Below are 22,247 nucleotides of genomic sequence, written 5' to 3' on the forward strand. Positions count from 1 at the left end.
AAACTACTTCTTACGGCCACGCTTAATCAAACTCACCATACGCTTACGCTTCTGCTCTTCAGAATAGCCCGCTTTTTTGGTTGGCGCTTGATTCTCAAATGGGTTCTCACTATTTTGGAATTGAATACGAATTGGTGTACCCATGATTTCCAAAGAACGACGGAAGTAATTCATCAAATAGCGCTTGTAAGAATCCGGTAGATCTTTTACTTGGTTACCATGCACCACCACGATTGGCGGGTTGTAACCACCGGCGTGGGCATATTTCATCTTCACACGGCGACCACGAATAAGCGGCGGCTGGTGATCATCTTGCGCCATCTTCATGATGCGAGTTAGCACAGAAGTACCAACACGTGTCGTAGCAGATTTATACGCTTCTTGTACTGATTCGAACAAATGTCCAACGCCCGTACCATGTAATGCCGAGATAAAGTGAATACGAGCAAAATCAACGAAACCTAAACGACGGTCTAGCTCTTTCTTCACGCGCTCTTTGACATCTGTATCAAGACCATCCCACTTATTCACCGCAATCACCAGTGAACGACCCGCATTGAGCGCAAAGCCTAATAAGCTAAGATCTTGATCGGAAATGTTCTCACGAGCATCAATGATCACTAATACCACGTTGGCATCTTCAATCGCTTTTAAGGTTTTAATGACCGAGAACTTTTCAACCGCTTCATTAATACGCTTACGACGACGAACACCGGCAGTATCAATCAACACATATTCACGCTCATCACGCTTCATCGGGATATAGATAGAGTCACGAGTGGTTCCTGGCATATCGTAAACTACGACACGCTCTTCACCCAGAATACGGTTAGTCAGGGTTGATTTACCTACGTTTGGTCGACCAATGATAGCAAGTTTAATCGGCTGATCTTGTAGACGTTTGAACTCAGCTTCCGCTTGCTCTTCCGTGTATTCAAGCTGCTCTTCTTCCACATCTACATCGCCAGTAAGATCTTCAATCCCACCATTGAGTAGTGCTTGCTCTGCTGCAAGTTCATCTGAAAATGGTTTTAATGCTTTATCAATTAGGCTCATAACACCACGGCCATGCGCTGCTGCGATTTGATAAATCTTATCCATGCCTAGTTGCCAGAATTCAGCACTTGCCGCGTCAGCATCAATACCGTCAACTTTGTTAACCACTAGCATGCTTGGTTTTTCACGCATGCGTAGATGACGGGCGATCGCTTCATCGGCTACGGTTAGACCAGCACGGCCATCCACCATAAATAAAACGACATCTGCTTCTTCAATCGCCGCTAATGACTGTTCAGCCATTTTGGTTTCTACGCCATCTTCGGTGCCATCAATACCGCCAGTATCGATCACGATGAACTCATGCTCACCCGATTTAGCTTGACCATATTTACGATCGCGAGTTAAGCCTGGAAAGTCAGCCACCAGCGCGTCACGTGTACGTGTAAGACGATTAAATAACGTGGATTTACCAACGTTTGGACGCCCAACTAGAGCCACTACAGGAATCATATTTACCTCTACAATCTTTAAAATCACATCAGTAGTTATAGGTAATGATCATCAACATGATGGTTACCTATAACTACTTAATCTATTCACATTCTTAGCTAACCACTTAAATAGCATAGCTAAGAATAACAACGGCTCCTATAATCCGAGTTGGATAGGAGCCGATTACTCATACTGATAAAATCAGGGGCGCAGATTATATCACGATCCTTCAGGGATCTGCATTTTCTTTATACCGCCATCACGATCAATGATGATAAAGCCATCATCGGTTTCAATTGGCGCGGTCGCGATACCTTCATCATCAATTAACTGTTGAGCGACAAACTTGCCAGAGGTTCTATCTAGCCAATGTAGGTAACCTTCGCCATCTGCCACCACGAGGTAATCACCAATCATCACAGGTGCTGTTAACTGACGATACTCTAGAGATTCATTACTCCAAATCTCAGTACCACTACGGATATCTACTGCCGAAATATGATCTTTATCAGTCACCACAAAAATACGGCTGCCGTCGGTTGCAAGGTCGGTTGCAGAAGAATAAGTACGCTTCCACATTGGTGCACCTGAACGTAAATCAATCGCGACCAACTGGCCATTAACCCCAACCGCGTATAGGTTAGCGCCAATAATTAACGGACTAGCATCAACATCGACGAGACGATCAATTTCTGTTGAGCCTTTTGGCGTACCAATCGGTTGTTGCCACAATAACTGACCACGTTGAATCAATGCTGCAGCAAGACGGCCATTTGCCATCCCCCAAAACACACCACCAGAAATAGAAACCGGAGAGCTATCACCACGTAAGGTTAAGTTAGGCACTTCATTACTGATATCCCAAACTTGCTCACCAGAGTCTTGTTTTAAAGCAATCAGAGAGCCTTTACTGGTATGCAACATCACTAGGCTTTCATCAGCTAGTGGCTTTGCTAAGATCTCACCATCGACTTTCTGCTGCCAAACAATAGAACCATCTTCTACCGACAGAGCAAATGCTTCGCCATTTTCAGTACCGATATACAACTTGTCATAAGAGGCGGTTAAGCCTCCGGATAAACGAGCTGGACCGTCTTCAGATAAATCTTGTTCCCAGAGCGTATTTCCAGTTTCAGGATCCAATGCTTTAACTTCACCATCTCGGCTTGCAACAAACACTTTGTCGTAAGCATACACTGGAGAAAGTTTTGAAAAATAATGTCCAACCCCATCACCGATAGAAGCACTCCACTCTGTTGTCGGAGTAAATTGGCTATTTACGACTGGTAGCGGAGCCATCACAATTGTATCTTCTTCGCTAGAACAGCCGAGTAGACCAAGTGTAATAGCTGAAATCGCTAAGCTACGGTTGAACATTTTTTTCATGCAAGACATCCCTTACTTTGCAAGATCATCAAGTTTAATTTGCAGCGCTTGATTGGTTGAACCATCTTGTTGAGCTTGAGTATAGGCTTTCACTGCGGCGTCTTTATCACCTTTCAGTAGGTAAATATCACCCATAAGCTCTTGGTTTCTCGCCTTCCAAGCTTCTGATTTTACATCTGAAACTGTTTTAATCGCATTATCATACTCACCTTGTGCTGCAAGTACGCGTGCAGTGCGGTAAGCGATAATTGGCGTTAAGGTTTCATCTTTAGTATTAGCTTGAGCCCATTTCAACTGAGTAAGTGCATCATCAAGCTTATCCGCATCGATTTGTACTTTTGCTAGTTGTAATGCTGTTAAAACCGCATAAGCCGTTTTATCGTTATTATCAATGAACTCTTGCGCTGATGCAGCAGCATCAATGCCTTTCGCTTCAATATTCGAAACGATAGCCGTATAGCCATGTGATGCAGTTTCTTGTACCGTTGTTTGGGTGTCTTGATAATAACGCCATCCCAAAATGCCGCCGATACCAACAACAACACCGATAATCACGGCTTTACCGTTCGCATGCCACCAATCTTTAATTGCTTCTACTTGTTGTTCTTCATCAGCGTCGTAGATACTCACGTCCTGTCCTCTTAAATAAATCGACTCAATATAAATTAAATAATGTTAGCTAAATGAGCAGCAACATCGGCTTGCGACATGGTTTGTTGTTCACCACCAGCAAGGTCTTTAACCACAACCGTTTGCTCGGCCACTTCATTTTCACCCAATACCAGTGCAAGGGTTGCGCCTACTTTATCCGCACGTTTGAATTGCTTCTTAAAGTTACCGCCACCAAAGTGAGTCATAAGACGAAGTCCCGGTACTGATTCACGTAATTGTTCAGCAAGCTTCATACCATTAACTAAAGTACCTTCGCCTGCTGTCACTAAGTAAACGTCAACCGATTTACGAGTGTCATTAAGTTCTAAGGTTTCTAGCATTAATACTAAGCGCTCAAGCCCCATCGCAAAGCCTACTGCTGGAGCAGGTTTACCACCAAGCTGTTCAACTAGACCATCATAACGACCACCACCACAAACGGTACCTTGTGAGCCTAGGCTTTCGGTGATCCACTCAAAAACGGTCTTATTGTAGTAATCTAAACCACGAACTAAACGTTGATTGACTTGATATTCAATGCCCGCAGCATCGAGTAATTCACATAGGCCAGCAAAGTGGGCTTTTGAATCATCATCAAGGTAATCTGCTAGTTGAGGTGCATCGACTAAAATCGCTTGGATCTCAGGATTTTTAGTATCCAATACACGTAGAGGATTGGTATACATGCGACGTTTGCAGTCTTCGTCCAGTACATCAATATGCTGCTCTAAAAATTCAATCAAGACACTACGGTAGTGTTGACGCGCTTCTAAAGAACCAATCGAGTTCAATTCAAGGCGAACGTGCTTATCGATCCCCAACTCACGCCATAGACGTGCCGTCATCATGATCAATTCCGCATCAACATCCGGTCCTTGCAAACCAAACACTTCAACACCGACTTGGTGGAATTGGCGATAACGACCTTTTTGTGGACGTTCATGGCGGAACATTGGTCCCATGTACCACAGACGTTGCTCTTGGTTATAAATCAAACCATTTTCAATTCCAGCACGCACACAACCCGCAGTCCCTTCAGGGCGCAGAGTTAAGCTATCGCCATTACGGTCTTCAAAGGTGTACATTTCCTTTTCAACCACGTCGGTAACTTCACCAATCGCACGCTTGAATAGGTTCGTCATCTCAACGATTGGCATACGGATCTCATTGTATCCATAAGAGCTAACGACACGCTTCACGGCGTCTTCAACTTTATGCCAAAGTGGAGATTGTGTCGGAAGGCAATCGTTCATGCCTCGAATTGCTTGAATTGTTTTACTCACAGTCTTTACCGTTTATATTCGTATAGGTGATTATTTATCGATGTGGCTGATATCAATACGGTTATTGCTATCTAACATGGATGCTTTGGCGCGAATTTTCGCTTCTAGTTGATCGATAACATTATCATTATCAAAGCGCTCTTTCTGACGTTTACCATCTTCATAAAACGCACTTTTCTTATTACCGCCAGCGATGCCCATGTGCGAAACTTCAGCTTCACCTGGGCCATTAACCACACAACCGATAATAGAGACATCCATTGGAGTGATGATGTCTTCTAAACGTTCTTCTAGCGCATTCACCGTACCAATGACGTCAAATTCTTGACGAGAACAGGTTGGACATGCAATGAAGTTGATGCCGCGAGAACGAATACGCAGTGACTTCAATATATCGAAGCCAACTTTAATTTCTTCAACAGGATTAGCGGCTAGAGAAATACGTAATGTATCGCCGATACCTTCCGCTAGCAGCATACCTAGGCCAACCGCTGATTTAACAGAGCCTGCACGAGCGCCACCCGCTTCGGTGATCCCTAGGTGCAATGGTTGATCAATTTGTTTCGCCAGTAAGCGATAAGAATCAACGGCTAGAAATACATCAGAAGCTTTCACACTGACTTTAAACTGATCAAAGTTAAGGCGGTCAAGAATATCTACATGGCGCATTGCAGACTCTACTAATGCTTCCGCAGTCGGTTCACCATATTTTTGTTGGATTTCTTTTTCTAAAGAGCCGCCATTAACACCAATTCGAATTGGAATGTTTTTATCACGAGCACAGTCAACAACCGCACGAATACGTTCTTCGTTGCCAATATTACCTGGGTTGATTCGTAAACAATCCACGCCATATTCCGCTACTTTTAACGCGATGCGATAATCAAAGTGGATGTCCGCTACAAGAGGAACATTCACTTGTTGTTTAATCAGCTTAAAGGCTTCGGCTGCATCCATGGTTGGTACCGATACGCGAACAATATCGGCGCCCACTTTTTCAAGTGCTTTAATTTGCGCGACGGTTGCTTCCACATCAGTAGTACGAGTGTTCGTCATTGACTGAACAGCTATCGGTGCACCGTCGCCAACTGGCACGTTACCAACATAAATACGGGTCGACTTGCGTCGTTTAATAGGAGATTCGTGTTGCATAATAATTCTACGGTAATGTCAATCGGGCCACTTTACCTGGAGTATACTTAGAAAGATCAACAGGTTCTTCGGCTAACGAAATAGACACCCCTTCAGGAGCGCCTAAAATAATAGAGTAAGGTGCTTTACCCGTTAAGGTTAAAGATTCACCGGCTTTTTTCAGTCCAGTCGCAAGTACTGAGCCTGAGCTATCTTTTACTTGTATCCAGCAATCATCTTTAAAGTGCATTGCTAGCGCATTATCCGTTTTTTGTTGCTCTGAATCTTGAGTGGCATCTTGGCTTTCAGCTTGGGCTGATTCCACTGTGTCTGAAGATTCAACTGCATTTTCGTCCGATGAAGCTTGTTCTGTTTCTAGCGCTTCTGATTGGGTAACGACTTCAGGCTGATTATCGTCTGTCGCTGTAGAGTCTTGCTCTGATGGCGTTGAAAATTCAGCTATCGTCTCTTCTTCAGAAGTAGGTTCTTCTGAAACAAAAGTTTGTGGGGCGTCTTCTACCTGTTCAGATTCGATCACTGCGCTTTCTTGTTGAGAAGACAAAGACGACGGGGATAAGGTATCGAGTTGGTGATTCTGCCACCACCATACTGATGAGATCCCGATGATGATCACTAAGATCCCCCAAGTTAAACGCATGATACGGTTATCATGTTGTTGTTTCTTGGTTTTTTGAGAAAAGCTATGCATAGGCTGCTCTTTATGCTGCCCTCTTCCTGACTCTTCTAGAGCAGCAAGGATATCTTTCTCTTTAATGCCAACGGCCTTAGCGTAAGATCGAAAATAGCCACGAATAAATGTGGCTACATGATGGCTATCGAAATGATTACTTTCGATATTTTCAATCACAGATATTTTTAGGCGTAAACGTTCAGAAATGTCCTTCTGAGTTAATCCTAACTCTTCTCTTCTTTGGCGTAACATTTCACCAGGAAGGATTTTGTGATTGTCTGATTTTGTCTCTAACTCGTTATTTTCAGTACTCATTCTGCCTGTACTTCTGATATTGGACAGAGTCTGGGTATTTAGTCTTAAGTATGTTGCCATATTTAGACACTAGCTCAGGATTATTGGCTTTGTTTTCTAGTTCTATTAACAAGCCTAAGCTAACTGGACGGTACCCATATCTCTTATTAAACTTTAATAGTCGAACCCTTGCATTGGAAAACTCGTCCTTTTCGATTTCCAACTCAGCCAATTGTAATAACGACTGAGACCTGCTGGGATCATGATCAAGAGCACGAGAAAAATAATTCCTTGCCTTCTCCTTATCACCACTTTTTAGGGCACATAAACCAGCATTTTCATAACTGGCTGCGACTAAGTAATAATAAGGTTGCTCTATCGCGCGGTTAAAATATTCATCCGCTTTTTCATACTCGCCTTGTCGACATAAAAATGCACCGTAGTTATTTAAGACATCCCCATTTTTAGGAGAACTATCCAATGCATCTTCATAAGCCTCTTCAGCTAATTCGTATTCGCCAACTCGTTGATAATAATACGCTACCGAATTCAAAGCTCGATAATAAGATGGCGCATATTTGACTGCCATCTCAAGGTTTTCTCGAGCTTTCACCATATTGCCTTCTTCCAAGTATCCCAAACCTAATGAGATTCTCGCTTCCGACGCTTTTATATTATCAAATTTAGCAGTATTTGGCTTATCGGTCACTGTAACACAACCAACTAAGAAACTAACTACTAAAGTAAAAACTAACTTTTTTATAGAAAACATTGGATTCCACCTAATTCAGGAGTGGGAACCAATGCCATCTATACTTATCAGACGGCTTTTACAGGAATAGGTTCCCCTTGCTGCTTCTGCTTTGTACGTTTTGTTCGGTCGATCACATCTCCGACAAGCTGACCACATGCCGCATCAATATCATCACCACGAGTTTTACGTACCGTCACCGTGTAGTCGTATTGCATTAAAGTTTTCATAAAACGATCAATGCGAGAATTACTCGGCTTCTTGTATGGTGACCCAGGATAAGGGTTAAATGGAATTAAATTAATTTTTGCAGGGGTATCTTTTAGCAACTCTGCGAGCTGCCTAGCATGTTCCATATCATCATTAACGTGATCGAGTAAAACATACTCAATCGTCACTTTGCCGCGGTTGGCATTTGAAGTGGCAATATAACGACGAACTGATTCTAAGAAATCTTGAATATCCCAGCGGTCGTTAATTGGCATAATCTGACTACGCAGCTCATCATTAGGCGCATGCAATGAGATCGCCAATGCCACATCGATGTTGCCAGTCATTTGGTCAAGGCCAGAAACTACACCTGAGGTTGAAACCGTCACACGACGTTTAGATAACCCAAAACCAAGGTCATCAAGCATGATCTCAAGTGATGGCATCAAGTTTTTCATGTTCAGTAGCGGCTCACCCATTCCCATCATTACTACGTTGGTAATCGGGCGACGGCCAGTGACTTTCTCTAAACCAATTTCACGTGATGCACGCCAGATTTGGCCAACAATTTCTGACACTTTTAAGTTGCGGTTAAAGCCTTGTTGCGCCGTTGAGCAGAAAGTACAAGCCAGTGCACAACCAACTTGAGATGACACACATAAGGTCGCGCGATCGCCATCAGGAATGTAAACCGTCTCAACATCTTGATCGCCAACACGCATAGCCCATTTTATGGTGCCATCAGTGGAATGCTGAGCCTCAGATACATAAGGAGCACGAATTTCACAACGCGCTTCTAGCTTGGCTTTAAGGGCTTTATTGATATTACTCATTTGTGAGAAATCATCACAACCAAAATGGTAGATCCATTTCATGATCTGATCGGCACGAAATGCCTTTTCATTCAGCTCTTCGGTAAAAAACTGGCGCAAACCTTTACGGTCAAAATCCAGCAGATTTACTTTTGTCATGGTCATGGTTTTCTCACTAATGGAACGATAAATAAGGGCGCGAATTGTACAGGGTTTATACACTCACAACAAGGTTTGTTCAGCCTTACCGATTAAATCGCACATAAAAAAGAGACCTTATATCAGGTCTCTTTAAGTATAGTGGAATTCTATCTATCTGAATAAAACTGTAATTATCGTGGACAAATTTCTGATTGAGGGAAGAAGTATTCGATTTCACGCGCTGCCGATTCTGGGCTATCCGAGCCATGAACCGAATTATGACGCATGCTAAGCGCATAATCTGCGCGTAAAGTGCCACAAGCCGCTTCTTCTGGGTTGGTTTTTCCCATTAGTTCACGGTAACGAGCAATGGCATTTTCACCTTCCAATACTTGCACCATAATAGGTCCAGATGTCATAAATTCTTTTAACGGCTCAAAAAACGGTTTGCCTTCATGCTCAGCATAAAAACCACTCGCTTGCTCTGCAGTTAAATGCACCATTTTAGCCGCAACGATAGACAGTCCAGCTTTTTCCATTCTTTGATAAATAGCACCAATCAAGTTACGTTCAACTGCATCAGGCTTGATGATTGAAAATGTTCTTTCTAAAGCCATATAAAATCCTTTGGTCTTATTTTTATCATTGTTAGCAAGAGGGAGAAAATCACTCCCTCAAAGCTTTATGTTGTGATTATTTTTATATTGCGCTGCTATTTTGCTTGATCAATTAAAATTCTAGCTAATGTTCGGACACCCATCCCTGTCGCTCCAGCTGACCACTTATCACTTGATGATTTACGGTAAGTACCGGCACAATCAAAATGTAACCAGCCTTTTTTATAATCTTCGACAAAGTAAGACAAAAAGGCTGCCGCTGTACTTGCGCCTGGGCTATACGCCGCTGACGAGATATTCGACATATCAGCAAAGTTTGATGGCAGCATATTGCGATGGAAGTCAGCTAACGGTAATTGCCACAAGCCTTCTGATTCCTGTTCCGCACTTTTTAGCGCTTTCTGTGCTAGCTTGCTGTCGAAAGTAAGGAGAGCATGGTAATCATTACCTAAAGCATTTTTGGCAGCACCCGTTAAAGTGGCACAATCAATAATCAGTTTTGGTTTTTGCTCACTGGCGTACATTAAGCCATCGGCTAGTACTAGTCGACCTTCCGCATCAGTATTCATTACTTCAACGGTCTTGCCATTTTTATAGGTAATGATGTCGCCTAGTTTTAATGCTCGGCCAGAAATCATATTCTCCGCGCAGCATAAGATCAGTTTTACACGCTTATTCAGACCACGAGCGATGGCTAATGCTAGTCCACCAGTAATAGTACCAGAGCCGCCCATATCCGCTTTCATTGAATCCATAAAACCTGATGGTTTAATACTGTAGCCACCTGAGTCAAACGTGATCCCTTTACCGACCAAACACGCATAGACAGGCGCATCAGCATCACCGGTTGGGTTAAAGTCGAGTTGTAACATCGCAGAGGTACGCTCAGAGCCGCGACCTACCGCATAGATCCCTTCCCAGCCTTCGGTGAGTAGATCTTTATCTTTTACAATCTTGTAGCTAACACTGCCTTCTGGGGCTAAAGATTTAATAAATTCGCCCGCCATCGTGGCTAATTGACGAGGCGCCACTTCTTCGGCACTTTTATTAATAATGTCACGAACCCAATCCGTCACCTTAATGCGTGCTTCTAACTCTAATTGCGCTTCGTTATCTAACTGCGGCCAAGTAACGGTGTTGCCTTTTTTAGAAGAACGGAAACCTTGAACGAAAGCCCAGATCATTTCCAAATCCCAATCTTCACCGGTTAGCTCAACATGTTTAATGCCTTGTGAGTCGAGTTTGCGTGCTGCACGTTGCGCCGAATCAAAATCAGATGCTGATGGTAAGTGAACAATCGCACCCTCGGCAGAAAAAGAAAGTAGTGCCTTTTCACCCCATTGAGATGGAGCCGCTTCACGAGTAATACTCACTGATAGTTGTGTTGACATTTTTACTCCTTACCTAAATGTCTGGGGAGCCCTTAAAACCAAATAGGCTGTCATTATTTGAGAAGATAACGAGCGCAAAATTTGCTCTATAAGCTCGCATCTTGAAATTACTTGGGTATATAAATTAGATTTAAAGCTAAGCTATATCATAATGCGATTCATCACAAGTATCATAATAGCCGTGAGAACTTGTGACTTTGACCTTTCTTTGCTGAAAATCCAGTCAGTTTTCCTCTAAGAAAACCTTCAGGCAAAATAAAAGCCTCCGAAGAGGCTTTCTATAAATGAAAATCTAATATGTTATCTAGCGTTAAATTTCATCTAACCAACAAAGCAAAATAGCTTCTAAGATTTTCTCATTAGAACGATTTGGCTCGTCATCAAAATCTTCGAGCTCAGTGATCCATTGGTGCATATCCGTAAAACGTACCGTTTGAGGATCGAGATCTGGAAATTTATCCGCGAGTTCAATGGCAATATCTTGTGAATCCGTCCATTTTAATCCCATGTGCTACTCCTTGCTCTACCAGATATTATTAATGATTTTCCGATGCTAAGTTGATGGTATAGCGAGGGATTTCAACCACCAAATCTTGATCTGCGACTTTCGCCTGACAGCCTAAACGAGATTCTGGCTCCAGACCCCATGCTTTATCTAGCATATCATCTTCTAATTCTTCACTTTCTTCTAATGAATCAAAGCCTTCACGAATCACAATGTGACAAGTTGTACAGGCACATGATTTTTCACAAGCATGCTCAATACCAATGCCATTTTTCAATGCGACATCTAATACAGATTCTCCTGTTTGTGCTTCTAATACAGCACCTTCTGGGCATAAATCTTCGTGAGGTAATACAACAATCTTAGGCATAATCCATCCTACTTCAATAGAGTTATTATAAGTTTTCTTTACTCATAATATATTGTCTATGCAACTGGTTAAGTACTTTTAACCAGTATCCATTCATTAAATATTATCGACTGACTGTCCGGCTAATGCCGCGCGAATTGATACATCCATTCGACGCGATGCAAAGTCTTGGCTTGCTTTGTCAGTATCTTTAATTCCTTGCTCAATCGCATCCGCGTCTTGGCCATTACGTAGTTGGATCAAGGTTCTTACTGAATCTTCTAGTGCTAAGTATTCTTCTTTACTTAGTAGCTCTTCACCATTTTCTTGCAAGGCGACAAGTAGACCTTCTATCACTCGGTCAGCTTCAACTTTCTGTTCCGCTAACGCACGAGCTTGCATATCTTCTTTAGCATGAGTCATTGAAGATCTCAGCATGTCGGCGATTTCAGTATCACTTAAGCCGTAAGAAGGTTTCACCTGAATATCGGCTTGTACGCCAGTACTCTTTTCCATTGCCGTCACTGAAAGCAATCCGTCAGCATCAACTTGATAAGTCACACGGATATGCGCAGCCCCCGCTTTCATTGGCGGAATACCGTTAAGAGTAAAACGAGCTAATGAACGACAATCATCAACCATTTCACGTTCACCTTGCGCGACGTGAACCAGCATAGCGGTTTGACCATCTTTGAATGTGGTGAACTCTTGCGCTTTAGCGACAGGGATAGTGGTATTACGTGGAATGATTTTCTCAACCAAGCCGCCCATGGTTTCGATACCAAGGGAAAGCGGGATCACATCCAATAGCAGCATGTCTGAATCGGGTTTATTACCGACTAGGATATCCGCTTGAATACCAGCACCAATTGCCACAACTTCATCTGGGTTAATGCTAGTCAGAGGTGTACGGCCGAAAAACTCACCAACCATAGTACGTACAAGTGGAGTACGAGTTGAACCGCCTACCATCACGACTTCACTGACCTCTTCCGCGGTAACATCGGCATCTTTTAATGCGCGACGACACGATAGTAAGGTTTTTTTAACTAGTGGCTGAATAATGTCATTAAATTGCTCACGAGTTAATGTGATGGTTTGACCTAGCACTTCAACGCTAACTTGTTCATTATCTGACAAACCGATTTTGGCTTGAGTTGCCGCATCCAATAACACTCGGTGCTGCTCGGCACTTAATTTATCAAGCTGACCAACTTGCTGCTTAAAATAACCTAATAAAAGATCATCAAAGTCATCACCACCTAGTGCAGAGTCACCGCCTGTAGCCAATACTTCAAATACGCCTTTTGATAGACGTAATAGTGAAATATCAAAAGTACCACCACCTAGGTCATAAACCGCGATCACACCTTCTTGGCCTGAATCTAAGCCATAAGCTATTGCCGCGGCAGTTGGTTCGTTTAATAAACGGAGTACTTTCAATCCGGCTAATTCGGCAGCATCTTTAGTACCCGCGCGCTGAGCATCATCAAAATAAGCAGGAACGGTGATCACAACGCCTTCGATCTCATGGGCTAGAGTGCTTTCCGCTCGCTCAACTAAGCTTTTTAAAATTTCACTCGAAACCTGAATAGGATTGACTAAGCCCGTAGGCACTTGAATAAGTGGTAGACCGTTGTCACTGGCTTGAAATTGATAAGGTAGATCAGCATAACGAGATTGAACATCATCAAGTGAACGACCAATAAGACGTTTCACTGAACTAATGGTATTTTTTGGATCTTGTTGCGCTTTTTGTTTTGCCTGTGCGCCGACTGACACACCATCTTGAGAATAATGAACTACTGAAGGCAAAATCGCTTTTTGGTTTTCATCAACCAAAGGAGTGCATGAGCCACTTCTTACTGCGGCAACAAGAGAGTTGGTAGTACCTAAATCAATCCCTACGGCGAACTTATGCTCATGTGGTGCGGCACTTTGACCAGGTTCTGCAATTTGAAGTAGCATATTCGGAACTATCCTTTCTATATTGGCTAATAGAGATTAAACGAGCTTTAACTCTAAAGCTTTAGCCAAGCAACTTATCTTCAAGTTGCTCGATTTCATATCTTAATTTATTAACAAATTTAAGCTTTCGAACGCCATCCGCAGCACTATCCCACTGCTCACTTTCAAGCTGTGCTTTTAATTGTACGAGTTGCTGCTGATACATTTTTTGAACTTTACTATCAAAATCCAATAAAGCACTTTCTGGCTCATCAGATTGAGCGATAGTTTCAATTTCTTCTCGCAATTCCATCTGTTCCATTAAGAACATTGGATCACTCATTGTCTGCTGTTCAGCACGAATATCAACACCTTGTAGAGCAAGGATATATTCTGCTCGAGAAATAGGAGACTTTAAGGTTTGATAGGCATCGTTAATTTCTGCTGCTTTCTGCACAGCCATTAATCGATCTCGTTCAGAAGCAGAGGCAAACTTATCTGGATGAAAGCGACGTTGCAGATCACGGAACGTTTCTGACAACGTATTATTATCTAACTCAAACTGATTCGGTAAGCCAAATAATTCAAAATGGTTCATAGTAATAACTCGTGCCTAATGCTAGCCAGTCACATGGTATTCACACATCACTGGCGTCTTAAAATGGCAATGGCACCCTAATTAGAGTGCCATCGTACCTATCATGAAGGATTATACGTTGAAGCTTTCACCACAACCACATTCACCTTTCACATTAGGGTTATTAAATTGAAAGCCTTCATTTAGCCCCTCTTTGACGAAATCAAGTTCGGTGCCATCGAGGTAAACTAAACTTTTAGGATCAATAATAATCTTTACCCCATCATGTTCAAAAGTTTGATCTTCTTCATTAAGCTGATCAACAAACTCTAAAACATAAGCCATACCTGAACACCCAGTGGTTCTTACACCTAAACGAAGACCAATGCCCTTGCCTCGGTTTTCCAAGAATGTTCTTACGCGATTTGCTGCCGCGTCTGTCATGGTGATGGCCATACTGCAACCTTGTGTATATCAATAAATAGGGTAAAAAATTAAAAAGATGCCTACGTAAAACAGGGAAAGGAAAGCCCTTCCCCTGATTTTACATTATTGCTGATGTTTCTTTTTATAATCCGACACTGCCGCTTTAATTGCATCTTCTGCAAGAATTGAACAGTGAACTTTTACTGGTGGCAATGCCAATTCTTCTGCGATTTCAGCGTTTTTAATTGAAGCCGCTTCATCTAGGCTTTTGCCTTTAACCCACTCGGTTACCAATGAGCTTGATGCAATGGCAGAACCACAACCATAGGTTTTAAATTTCGCATCTTCGATAATGCCTTCTGGCGATACTTTAATTTGCAGTTTCATTACGTCACCACAAGCTGGAGCACCTACCATACCGCTACCGATAGAAGGATCTTCTTTATCAAAAGAACCGACGTTACGTGGGTTCTCATAATGTTCAATTACTTTTTCGCTATACGCCATAATGTTTACCTCGAATCCTCGACTTCCTTGAGATTAATGATGAGCCCACTCAACGGTGTTCAAATCAATCCCTTCTTTGTACATGTCCCATAATGGTGACATGTCACGGAGTTTGTCTACTGCTACACGAATTTGTTTAACGGCATAGTCAATTTCTTCTTCAGTCGTAAAACGACCAAAAGAGAAACGAACCGAGCTGTGTGCTAATTCATCATCTAGCCCTAGTGCACGTAGTACGTACGAAGGCTCAAGGCTGGCAGATGTACATGCAGAACCCGAAGATACCGCAAGATCTTTCAGTGCCATCAATAATGATTCACCTTCAACAAATGCAAAACTTACATTTAAGTTGTTTGGTAGACGCTGCTCAAGATCGCCATTAATTGTCACAGCTTCCATATCTTTGATGCCGTCTAACAAGCGATTACGCAGTGCTAATGCATGGTCGTAATCTTTTTGCATATCTTGTTTAGCAACCGCAAAAGCTTCACCCATACCAACAATTTGATGAGTCGCTAAAGTACCAGAACGGAAACCACGCTCATGACCACCACCGTGCATTTGTGCTTCTAAACGAATGCGTGGTTTACGACGAACATAAAGTGCGCCAATACCTTTAGGACCATAAATTTTATGTGCTGATAAAGAGATTAAATCCACTTTTAATGCTTTGGTATCAATAGGTAGTTTACCTGCTGATTGCGCTGCATCGACATGAAAAATCGTTTTGTTTGCACGACATAATTCACCAATCGCTTCGATATCTTGAATAACACCGATTTCATTGTTGACGTGCATAATAGAAACTAAAACCGTATCTTCACGTAGTGCTGCTTTAAACTTCTCAATATCAATTAAGCCAGTGCTTTCCGGCTCAAGATAAGTCACTTCATAACCTTCACGCTCTAGCTGACGACATGGGTCTAGCACAGCTTTATGTTCAGTTTTACAAGTGATGATATGTTTGCCTTGCTTACCATAAAAGTGCGCGGCACCTTTAATTGCAAGGTTATCTGATTCTGTAGCACCAGAAGTAAATACAATTTCACGTGGGTCTGCATTTAAGATGTCTGCAATTTGCTCACGAGCATGATCAACTGCTTCTTCTGCCTGCCAACCAAATCGGTGAGAACGCGATGCAGGGTTACCAAAGGTGCCATCCATCGTCATAAATTGAACCATTTTTTCCGCCACACGTTGGTCAACCGGACATGTCGCTGAATAGTCAAAATAAATAGGCAGTTTCATTCTTTACTCCAATGTGAAAACTTTTCGCTCACGTTAAAGGTGAGCATTCATACCAACAGTGTCCGCTTTATCATTCTTTTCTGAAGCGTAATTGTTATTACCAAAGCTGTTATTCACTATTAGTTCAATATTCTGGCGCTCGGAGATATCAAGAACTTCATTGTTCATCATAAGCTCACCAAGCGTAATACCATCTAAGAACTCACTAATGCGAGCACTTAAATCATGCCACAGGGTATGAGTTAAGCAGCGTACGCCACCTTGGCAATCGCCTTTACCTTGACATTTTGTTGCATCAACCGATTCATCAACGGCTGAAATCACAGTACCGACCGCGATCTGATCCGCTTCGATACCAAGACGGTAACCACCACCTGGACCACGTACGCTTGCCACTAAGCCGGCTTTACGTAGTCGTGAAAAAAGTTGTTCCAAGTAAGATAGTGAAATCCCTTGGCGTTCTGAAATATCCGCTAACGGCACAGGTCCTTGATTTGAATGTAAAGCTACATCCAACATTGCTGTTACCGCGTATCTTCCTTTTGATGTAAGTCTCATATGCACCGTACCCACAGTAAGTATGTGGGGACTATAATTCCATACCATACTAAAATGGTCAAGTATTTATTTGACCATTTTAGTCAAGTATTCATAAGTGGCTATTTTTTCTCAGGAATAGACTTTTCAATCGAGGTTAGAATGCCTCGTAGCATGTTTAATTCTTGAACCTCAGGACGAGCTCGACTAAACAAGCGACGTAATTTATTCATCACCAAATTTGGTTTATCTTTAGAGATAAATTGGGTCTTCAAGATGGTGTTTTCAAGGTGCTGATAAAATAATTCTAATTCTTTATGCCTTGGGTACTCTTCAGCGACAGGTTCTGGATACTGCCCTGCTTGCTTGTTAAGCCAAGCCATGCGGATCTCATAGCTTAAAGTTTGTACTGCCATCGCTAAATTAAGCGAGCTATATTCAGGGTTTGCCGGAATACAAACATGATAATGACACTTTTGTAGCTCTTCATTGGTTAGCCCGGTTCTTTCACGGCCAAACACTAAAGCGACTTTACCTTTTTCAGCTTCTTGAATAAATTTTTCACCACACTCGCGAGGTTCAAGCATTGGCCATTCAAGCGTACGAGAACGAGCACTTGACCCAACCACTAATGCACAGTCTGACACCGCTTCATCTAAGGTTTCTACAATGCGGGCATTTTCCGCCACATCACCAGCGCCTGATGCTAAAGAAAGTGTCTGTTCATCAACTTGACACTGTGGTGCAACTAACACTAATTCGGTTAGCCCCATCACCTTCATTGCTCTTGCCGCAGAACCTATATTCCCAGAATGTGAGGTGCCGACTAAAATTACTTTTACGTTGTCTAACATTGCAGTCTTCGTCATAGTGAAAATTAGCCGCATAATATCATACTCCAAGCCAAATAAATGCTACCTTAATCGAGACAATTTACGAGTGAACAAAAAATAGACGCTTTCTATTTAGATAAACTCTGGTATACTGCACGCCGCTTTTTCGTTCTTTAACATCCGTTGGGAAAATTATATGCATCCTATGCTAAATATCGCTATTCGTGCTGCACGAATGGCTGGCAACCATATTGCAAAATCATTAGAAAATACTGACAAGATTGAATCTACTCAAAAAGGTCAGAACGACTTTGTCACAAACGTCGACAAAGAAGCAGAACAACTGATTATCGATACCATCAAGAAGTCTTACCCTGATCACTGCATCGTAGGTGAAGAAGGCGGTTCTATCGAAGGTAGAGATACTGATGTTCAATGGATCATTGACCCACTGGATGGCACTAATAACTTTGTAAAAGGTTTCCCTCACTTCTCAGTTTCAATTGCTGTGCGTATGCGCGGTAAAACTGAAGTTGCTTGTGTTTACGATCCAATTCGTAATGAGCTATTTACCGCTCAACGTGGTTCTGGCGCACAGTTAAACAACGCTCGTCTACGTATTAATCCTATTAAAGATTTGAATGGCGCTATTCTTGCTACTGGCTTCCCATTTAAACAAAAACAACACGCAGAAAGCTTCGTAAAAATCGTTGGTGGCTTATTCTCAGAATGTTCAGACTTCCGTCGTACTGGTTCTGCAGCCCTAGATTTATGTTACTTAGCGTCTGGCCGTGTTGATGGTTACTTTGAACTAGGTTTGAAACCTTGGGATATCGCAGCTGGTGAACTTATCGCTCGTGAAGCAGGTGCTATCTTGACTGATTTCGCTGGCGGTACTAACTACCTAGCTTCTGGTAACATAGTCGCTTCAAGCGCACGTGGTGTGAAACACATCCTAAAACACGTTCGTGAACATTCTAACGAAGGTATGATGAAGTAATTCATCCTTTCATAGTAGAGTAAAACAAACGCCCGCTGAGTTTCTCAGCGGGCGTTTTTGTTTGTGCGGCTCGTTGCTCGTTGCTCGTTGCTCGTTGCTCGAGGTAATAGAGCACTTTCTCCGCTAGAAGCAAGCTAATAAAAAAGGCTTTGAGCGAAAAACTCAAAGCCTTTGTTTTGAACTGATATCCGATTAAGGGATCATTGACTCTTGGTCAGCGCCTTCTTTCTCAACTTGTGTTGGCATCAAGTGCTCACGTGTTAAGCCTAGTTTCAATGCTAATGCAGAAGCCACATAAATTGACGAGTAAGTACCTACGGTAATACCAAGCAATAATGCTAGTGCAAAACCGTGAATATTCGCCCCACCTTGAGTGAACAAAGCAATAACCACAAACAAAGTTGTACCAGAGGTAATCAAAGTACGGCTCAATGTCTGAGTGATTGAATGGTTCATGATATCGCCCGGTAGACCATTACGCATCTTACGGAAGTTCTCACGGATGCGGTCAAATACTACGATGGTATCGTTGAGTGAGTAACCGACTACCGTCAATAGTGCTGCTACGATGGTCAAATCAATCTCAATTTGTAGTAATGAGAAGATACCAAGTGTAATGGTTACATCGTGCGCTAGTGCTAATACCGCACCAGCAGACAAACGCCACTCAAAACGCATCGATACATACATTAAGATACAAAGAAGCGAAATCAGAATCGCTAAACCACCCGCTTCGGCTAACTCATCGCCAACGTTAGGTCCAACGAATTCAATACGCTTAAGGGTTACTTGATCACCCGTACCTTGTTTTAATGACTCAAGGACTTGGTTACCAATGACTTCACCTTTTGCACCTTCACGTGGGCGCATACGCACCATCACATCATGCGCAGAGCCAAAGTTTTGTACAGTAGCATCAGCAAAGCCATCTTTGGCTAGCGCTTCACGTAATACAGGTAGGTTGGCTGGGTGCTCAAATGACACCTCAATCAAAGTACCACCGGTAAAATCTAGCCCCCAGTTAAACCATTTAGCTGAAATGGTAAACAAAGATGCAGCGATCATTAGGCCAGAGAACACAAAGGCAAACTTAGACCAACGCATAAAGTCGATCGCTTTGTTAGCTTTCAATATTTGAAACATGACTCTTCCTTAGATCGACAATTTCTTGATATTACGCTTGCCGCCATACATCAGGTTAACCACACAACGGGTGCCGATGATAGCCGTAAACATAGACGTTAAAATACCGATAGACAGAGTAACCGCAAAGCCTTTAATCGCACCTGTACCCACTGCAAATAGAATAATTGCGGTGATAAGCGTGGTGATGTTGGCATCTGCAATGGTACTAAAGGCATTGGCATAACCTTGGTGAATCGCTTGTTGAGGACTACGCCCTTCTTTTAGCTCTTCACGTATCCGCTCAAAGATAAGAACGTTAGCATCCACTGCCATACCAACCGTTAATACGATACCGGCAATACCCGGTAGGGTCATTGTTGCCCCTGGGATCAACGACATAACACCAATAATTAACACTAGGTTAGCCATTAAGGCCATATTGGCAATAAAGCCAAATCGACGGTAATAGATCAGAGTAAATAGCATTACTGCCACCATACCCCAAACACAAGCTTGAATACCTTTATCAATGTTTTGCTGCCCCATTGATGGACCAATGGTGCGTTCTTCTACAATTGAAATAGGCGCAATCAAAGCACCAGCACGTAATAGTAGTGCCAAGTTATGTGCTTCTGCCGCTGAATCAATACCAGTAATACGGAAGCTACGACCTAGAGCCGATTGAATGGTTGCTTGGTTAATCACTTCTTCGTGTTTAGCCAATACCACTTTACCTTCTGGCGTACGTTTACCGCTGTCTTTATATTCGGTAAAGACTGTCGCCATTAACTTGCCAATATTTTTCTTCGAGAAGTCAGCCATTTTATTGCCGCCTTCGCTATCAAGAGAAATATTTACTTGAGGGCGACCATATTCATCGGTACTAGAACTTGCATCCGTAATACTTGAACCACCAAGAATTACACGCTTTTTCAGTACTGCCGGACGGCCATCTTTATCAAATTTAACTTCACTTCCCGGTGGTACACGACCTGCGGCAGCGGCAGCTAAATCAGCTTTATCATCAACCTGACGGAATTCAAGCGTTGCTGTAGCACCAAGGATTTCTTTAGCACGCGCAGTGTCTTGAACACCTGGTAATTCAACTACGATGCGGCTTGCACCTTGACGTTGAACAAGTGGCTCTGCAACACCTAGTTCATTAACACGGTTACGTAAAATCGTAATATTTTGCTCAACCGCGTAGTTACGAATTTCAAGTAAGCGAGCTTCATTAAACTTGGCGATCAATGCGTTGTTTTTACCTTCAGTAAACACCATATCGCGATGCTTATCGGAAAGAATGCTTTTCGCTTGTTCAAGTTGTTCTTCATTACGTAGAACTACTTCAACAGCGTCTTTACCTGAAGGTCGAATAGCACGGTAGCGAATACGTTCATCACGAAGATCACTACGGAAAGATTCTTCTTGTTGGCCAACGAGTTTTTCCATCGCAGCGTCCATATCCACTTCCATCAAGAAGTGAACACCACCACGTAAATCAAGGCCAAGCTTCATTGGGGTTGCACCGATTGAATCAAGCCAACTCGGTGTCGCAGGGGCAAGGTTTAAAGCAACAATATAATCTTTACCCATTGATTGGTTGATTACATCGCGAGCACTGATTTGAGAATCAGTATCTTTAAAACGAATAAGAACAGAACCGTCTTCTAATGCAACAGATTGGGTTTCAAGATCGTTTTCTTTTAATACGGTATTAATAGAATCCAGTGTAGACATGTCAACTGAGGCGCCGCGCGCCCCAGTGACTTGTACCGCAGGATCTTCACCGTAAATATTTGGAAGGGCATAGAGCGCGCTGATTAAGATGACAGTAGCCACCATCAGATACTTCCATAACGGGTAACGGTTTAGCACAGCGGGTATCCTTTAGCTTTTATAGCTAACTAACTATAATTAAAGAGATTTAAGTGTACCCTTAGGTAGCACAGCCGTAACGAAATCTTTCTTGATTGTTACTTCATTGTTTTCATTTAAAGCTAGTAGGATGTAGTCGTTATCGTCAGAAATCTTAACGATTTTACCTACAAGGCCACCACCAGTAATCACTTCATCACCTTTTGACATCGCAGCCATTAGGTTTTTATGCTCTTTTACTCGTTTTGCTTGAGGGCGGTAGATCATGAAATAGAAGATCAACGCAAACATACCAAGCATGATGAACATTTCCATACCACCGCCAGCTGGGCCAGCACTTGCAGCGTGTGCTTCTGAAATAAATAAGCTCATTAAAACATTTCCTTTTTCTGATTTTGATAATTTGTTTTTAGATTGGGGTGCTCTCTACTTTTTTCAAGGCAAAGAGCAGCTTAACCCATTTAAA

The 22,247-nt window shown here is 42.5% G+C and carries 23 protein-coding genes; 1 reads left to right on the top strand and 22 read right to left on the bottom strand.

Annotated features, from left to right (window positions below; all coding sequences use genetic code 11):
* Nucleotides 1-3: 3 nt before the first annotated feature.
* From der to trmJ, 19 genes are all read right to left on the bottom strand, one after another.
* Nucleotides 4-1,509 carry a ribosome biogenesis GTPase Der gene (gene der, locus L3V25_RS15560; protein WP_089123484.1) on the bottom strand — a complete coding sequence of 502 codons (1,506 nt, stop codon included), beginning with the start codon at nt 1,507-1,509 and terminating at the stop codon, nt 4-6.
* Between the two features lie 201 nt (nt 1,510-1,710).
* Nucleotides 1,711-2,877 (bottom strand): outer membrane protein assembly factor BamB, encoded by a 1,167-nt coding sequence (gene bamB, locus L3V25_RS15565; protein WP_237296376.1) that lies wholly within the window; start codon nt 2,875-2,877, stop codon nt 1,711-1,713.
* Nucleotides 2,878-2,889: 12 nt separating this feature from the next.
* Complete coding sequence (locus L3V25_RS15570) at nt 2,890-3,507, bottom strand: tetratricopeptide repeat protein (RefSeq protein WP_237296377.1); 618 nt, start codon at nt 3,505-3,507, stop codon at nt 2,890-2,892.
* 35 nt (nt 3,508-3,542) lie between these two features.
* A complete protein-coding gene (gene hisS / locus L3V25_RS15575; RefSeq protein ID WP_237296378.1) occupies nt 3,543-4,811 on the bottom strand; it encodes a histidine--tRNA ligase in 1,269 nt (422 codons plus the stop codon).
* A 30-nt stretch (nt 4,812-4,841) separates the two neighbouring features.
* Entirely contained in the window at nt 4,842-5,963 is a 1,122-nt protein-coding gene (gene ispG / locus L3V25_RS15580) for a flavodoxin-dependent (E)-4-hydroxy-3-methylbut-2-enyl-diphosphate synthase (RefSeq protein WP_237296379.1), read from the bottom strand.
* Nucleotides 5,964-5,970: 7 nt separating this feature from the next.
* Complete coding sequence (gene rodZ, locus L3V25_RS15585) at nt 5,971-6,948, bottom strand: cytoskeleton protein RodZ (RefSeq protein ID WP_237296380.1); 978 nt, start codon at nt 6,946-6,948, stop codon at nt 5,971-5,973.
* On the bottom strand, nt 6,938-7,690 hold the full coding sequence (gene pilW, locus L3V25_RS15590) for a type IV pilus biogenesis/stability protein PilW (protein WP_237296413.1): 753 nt from the start codon (nt 7,688-7,690) through the stop codon (nt 6,938-6,940). The genes rodZ and pilW overlap by 11 nt, the downstream gene beginning before the upstream one ends.
* 56 nt (nt 7,691-7,746) lie before the next feature.
* Nucleotides 7,747-8,865, bottom strand: coding sequence for a bifunctional tRNA (adenosine(37)-C2)-methyltransferase TrmG/ribosomal RNA large subunit methyltransferase RlmN (locus tag L3V25_RS15595; RefSeq protein ID WP_237296381.1), 1,119 nt, complete (start codon nt 8,863-8,865; stop codon nt 7,747-7,749).
* A 167-nt stretch (nt 8,866-9,032) separates the two neighbouring features.
* Nucleotides 9,033-9,458 (bottom strand): nucleoside-diphosphate kinase, encoded by a 426-nt coding sequence (ndk, locus tag L3V25_RS15600; RefSeq protein ID WP_237296382.1) that lies wholly within the window; start codon nt 9,456-9,458, stop codon nt 9,033-9,035.
* Nucleotides 9,459-9,553: 95 nt separating this feature from the next.
* On the bottom strand, nt 9,554-10,849 hold the full coding sequence (gene pepB / locus L3V25_RS15605; RefSeq protein ID WP_237296383.1) for an aminopeptidase PepB: 1,296 nt from the start codon (nt 10,847-10,849) through the stop codon (nt 9,554-9,556).
* Between the two features lie 310 nt (nt 10,850-11,159).
* Nucleotides 11,160-11,357: a Fe-S cluster assembly protein IscX gene (gene iscX, locus L3V25_RS15610; protein WP_089123494.1), complete on the bottom strand. Its 198-nt coding sequence runs from the start codon at nt 11,355-11,357 to the stop codon at nt 11,160-11,162.
* A gap of 28 nt (nt 11,358-11,385) precedes the next feature.
* Nucleotides 11,386-11,724, bottom strand: coding sequence for an ISC system 2Fe-2S type ferredoxin (fdx, locus tag L3V25_RS15615; protein WP_089123495.1), 339 nt, complete (start codon nt 11,722-11,724; stop codon nt 11,386-11,388).
* A 96-nt stretch (nt 11,725-11,820) separates the two neighbouring features.
* On the bottom strand, nt 11,821-13,671 hold the full coding sequence (gene hscA / locus L3V25_RS15620; RefSeq protein WP_237296384.1) for a Fe-S protein assembly chaperone HscA: 1,851 nt from the start codon (nt 13,669-13,671) through the stop codon (nt 11,821-11,823).
* Nucleotides 13,672-13,732: 61 nt separating this feature from the next.
* Complete coding sequence (gene hscB, locus L3V25_RS15625; protein WP_237296385.1) at nt 13,733-14,248, bottom strand: co-chaperone HscB; 516 nt, start codon at nt 14,246-14,248, stop codon at nt 13,733-13,735.
* 111 nt (nt 14,249-14,359) lie between these two features.
* Nucleotides 14,360-14,683, bottom strand: coding sequence for an iron-sulfur cluster assembly protein IscA (gene iscA / locus L3V25_RS15630; protein WP_089123498.1), 324 nt, complete (start codon nt 14,681-14,683; stop codon nt 14,360-14,362).
* A 93-nt stretch (nt 14,684-14,776) separates the two neighbouring features.
* On the bottom strand, nt 14,777-15,160 hold the full coding sequence (gene iscU / locus L3V25_RS15635) for a Fe-S cluster assembly scaffold IscU (protein ID WP_089123499.1): 384 nt from the start codon (nt 15,158-15,160) through the stop codon (nt 14,777-14,779).
* Nucleotides 15,161-15,193: 33 nt separating this feature from the next.
* On the bottom strand, nt 15,194-16,408 hold the full coding sequence (locus L3V25_RS15640) for an IscS subfamily cysteine desulfurase (RefSeq protein WP_237296386.1): 1,215 nt from the start codon (nt 16,406-16,408) through the stop codon (nt 15,194-15,196).
* A 33-nt stretch (nt 16,409-16,441) separates the two neighbouring features.
* Nucleotides 16,442-16,966, bottom strand: coding sequence for a Fe-S cluster assembly transcriptional regulator IscR (gene iscR / locus L3V25_RS15645; protein WP_237296387.1), 525 nt, complete (start codon nt 16,964-16,966; stop codon nt 16,442-16,444).
* Nucleotides 16,967-17,067: 101 nt separating this feature from the next.
* Nucleotides 17,068-17,799 (bottom strand): tRNA (cytosine(32)/uridine(32)-2'-O)-methyltransferase TrmJ, encoded by a 732-nt coding sequence (gene trmJ / locus L3V25_RS15650; protein ID WP_237296414.1) that lies wholly within the window; start codon nt 17,797-17,799, stop codon nt 17,068-17,070.
* 175 nt (nt 17,800-17,974) lie between these two features.
* Here trmJ and suhB point away from each other — a divergent pair, with 175 nt between their 5' ends.
* Nucleotides 17,975-18,778 (top strand): inositol-1-monophosphatase, encoded by an 804-nt coding sequence (suhB, locus tag L3V25_RS15655; RefSeq protein ID WP_237296388.1) that lies wholly within the window; start codon nt 17,975-17,977, stop codon nt 18,776-18,778.
* 192 nt (nt 18,779-18,970) lie between these two features.
* Here the strand turns inward: suhB and secF are convergent, their stop codons facing one another.
* From secF to yajC, 3 genes are read right to left on the bottom strand one after another with little or no spacing between them, the layout of a single operon-like run.
* Nucleotides 18,971-19,921 carry a protein translocase subunit SecF gene (gene secF, locus L3V25_RS15660; protein ID WP_237296389.1) on the bottom strand — a complete coding sequence of 317 codons (951 nt, stop codon included), beginning with the start codon at nt 19,919-19,921 and terminating at the stop codon, nt 18,971-18,973.
* A gap of 9 nt (nt 19,922-19,930) precedes the next feature.
* The gene (gene secD, locus L3V25_RS15665) at nt 19,931-21,781 is read right to left on the bottom strand and encodes a protein translocase subunit SecD (RefSeq protein ID WP_346656340.1); all 1,851 of its coding nucleotides are present in this window, start codon (nt 21,779-21,781) and stop codon (nt 19,931-19,933) included.
* A 39-nt stretch (nt 21,782-21,820) separates the two neighbouring features.
* Nucleotides 21,821-22,153, bottom strand: a complete 333-nt coding sequence (gene yajC, locus L3V25_RS15670) for a preprotein translocase subunit YajC (RefSeq protein WP_027696760.1) — start codon at nt 22,151-22,153, stop codon at nt 21,821-21,823.
* Nucleotides 22,154-22,247 lie beyond the last annotated feature (94 nt).

Source organism: Vibrio sp. CK2-1, from assembly GCF_021726515.1.
Taxonomy (GTDB): Bacteria; Pseudomonadota; Gammaproteobacteria; order Enterobacterales; family Vibrionaceae; genus Vibrio.

Excerpts from the sequence above, each read along its gene's own strand:
- der (WP_089123484.1), bottom strand. The coding sequence starts at position 1,509 with ATGATTCCTGTAGTGGCTCTAGTTGGGCGTCCAAACGTTGGTAAATCC.
- bamB (WP_237296376.1), bottom strand. The coding sequence starts at position 2,877 with ATGAAAAAAATGTTCAACCGTAGCTTAGCGATTTCAGCTATTACACTT.
- ispG (WP_237296379.1), bottom strand. The coding sequence starts at position 5,963 with ATGCAACACGAATCTCCTATTAAACGACGCAAGTCGACCCGTATTTAT.
- rodZ (WP_237296380.1), bottom strand. The coding sequence starts at position 6,948 with ATGAGTACTGAAAATAACGAGTTAGAGACAAAATCAGACAATCACAAA.
- L3V25_RS15595 (WP_237296381.1), bottom strand. The coding sequence starts at position 8,865 with ATGACCATGACAAAAGTAAATCTGCTGGATTTTGACCGTAAAGGTTTG.
- ndk (WP_237296382.1), bottom strand. The coding sequence starts at position 9,458 with ATGGCTTTAGAAAGAACATTTTCAATCATCAAGCCTGATGCAGTTGAA.
- pepB (WP_237296383.1), bottom strand. The coding sequence starts at position 10,849 with ATGTCAACACAACTATCAGTGAGTATTACTCGTGAAGCGGCTCCATCT.
- iscX (WP_089123494.1), bottom strand. The coding sequence starts at position 11,357 with ATGGGATTAAAATGGACGGATTCACAAGATATTGCCATTGAACTCGCG.
- fdx (WP_089123495.1), bottom strand. The coding sequence starts at position 11,724 with ATGCCTAAGATTGTTGTATTACCTCACGAAGATTTATGCCCAGAAGGT.
- hscA (WP_237296384.1), bottom strand. The coding sequence starts at position 13,671 with ATGCTACTTCAAATTGCAGAACCTGGTCAAAGTGCCGCACCACATGAG.
- hscB (WP_237296385.1), bottom strand. The coding sequence starts at position 14,248 with ATGAACCATTTTGAATTATTTGGCTTACCGAATCAGTTTGAGTTAGAT.
- iscA (WP_089123498.1), bottom strand. The coding sequence starts at position 14,683 with ATGGCCATCACCATGACAGACGCGGCAGCAAATCGCGTAAGAACATTC.
- iscU (WP_089123499.1), bottom strand. The coding sequence starts at position 15,160 with ATGGCGTATAGCGAAAAAGTAATTGAACATTATGAGAACCCACGTAAC.
- L3V25_RS15640 (WP_237296386.1), bottom strand. The coding sequence starts at position 16,408 with ATGAAACTGCCTATTTATTTTGACTATTCAGCGACATGTCCGGTTGAC.
- iscR (WP_237296387.1), bottom strand. The coding sequence starts at position 16,966 with ATGAGACTTACATCAAAAGGAAGATACGCGGTAACAGCAATGTTGGAT.
- trmJ (WP_237296414.1), bottom strand. The coding sequence starts at position 17,799 with ATGTTAGACAACGTAAAAGTAATTTTAGTCGGCACCTCACATTCTGGG.
- suhB (WP_237296388.1), top strand. The coding sequence starts at position 17,975 with ATGCATCCTATGCTAAATATCGCTATTCGTGCTGCACGAATGGCTGGC.
- secF (WP_237296389.1), bottom strand. The coding sequence starts at position 19,921 with ATGTTTCAAATATTGAAAGCTAACAAAGCGATCGACTTTATGCGTTGG.
- yajC (WP_027696760.1), bottom strand. The coding sequence starts at position 22,153 with ATGAGCTTATTTATTTCAGAAGCACACGCTGCAAGTGCTGGCCCAGCT.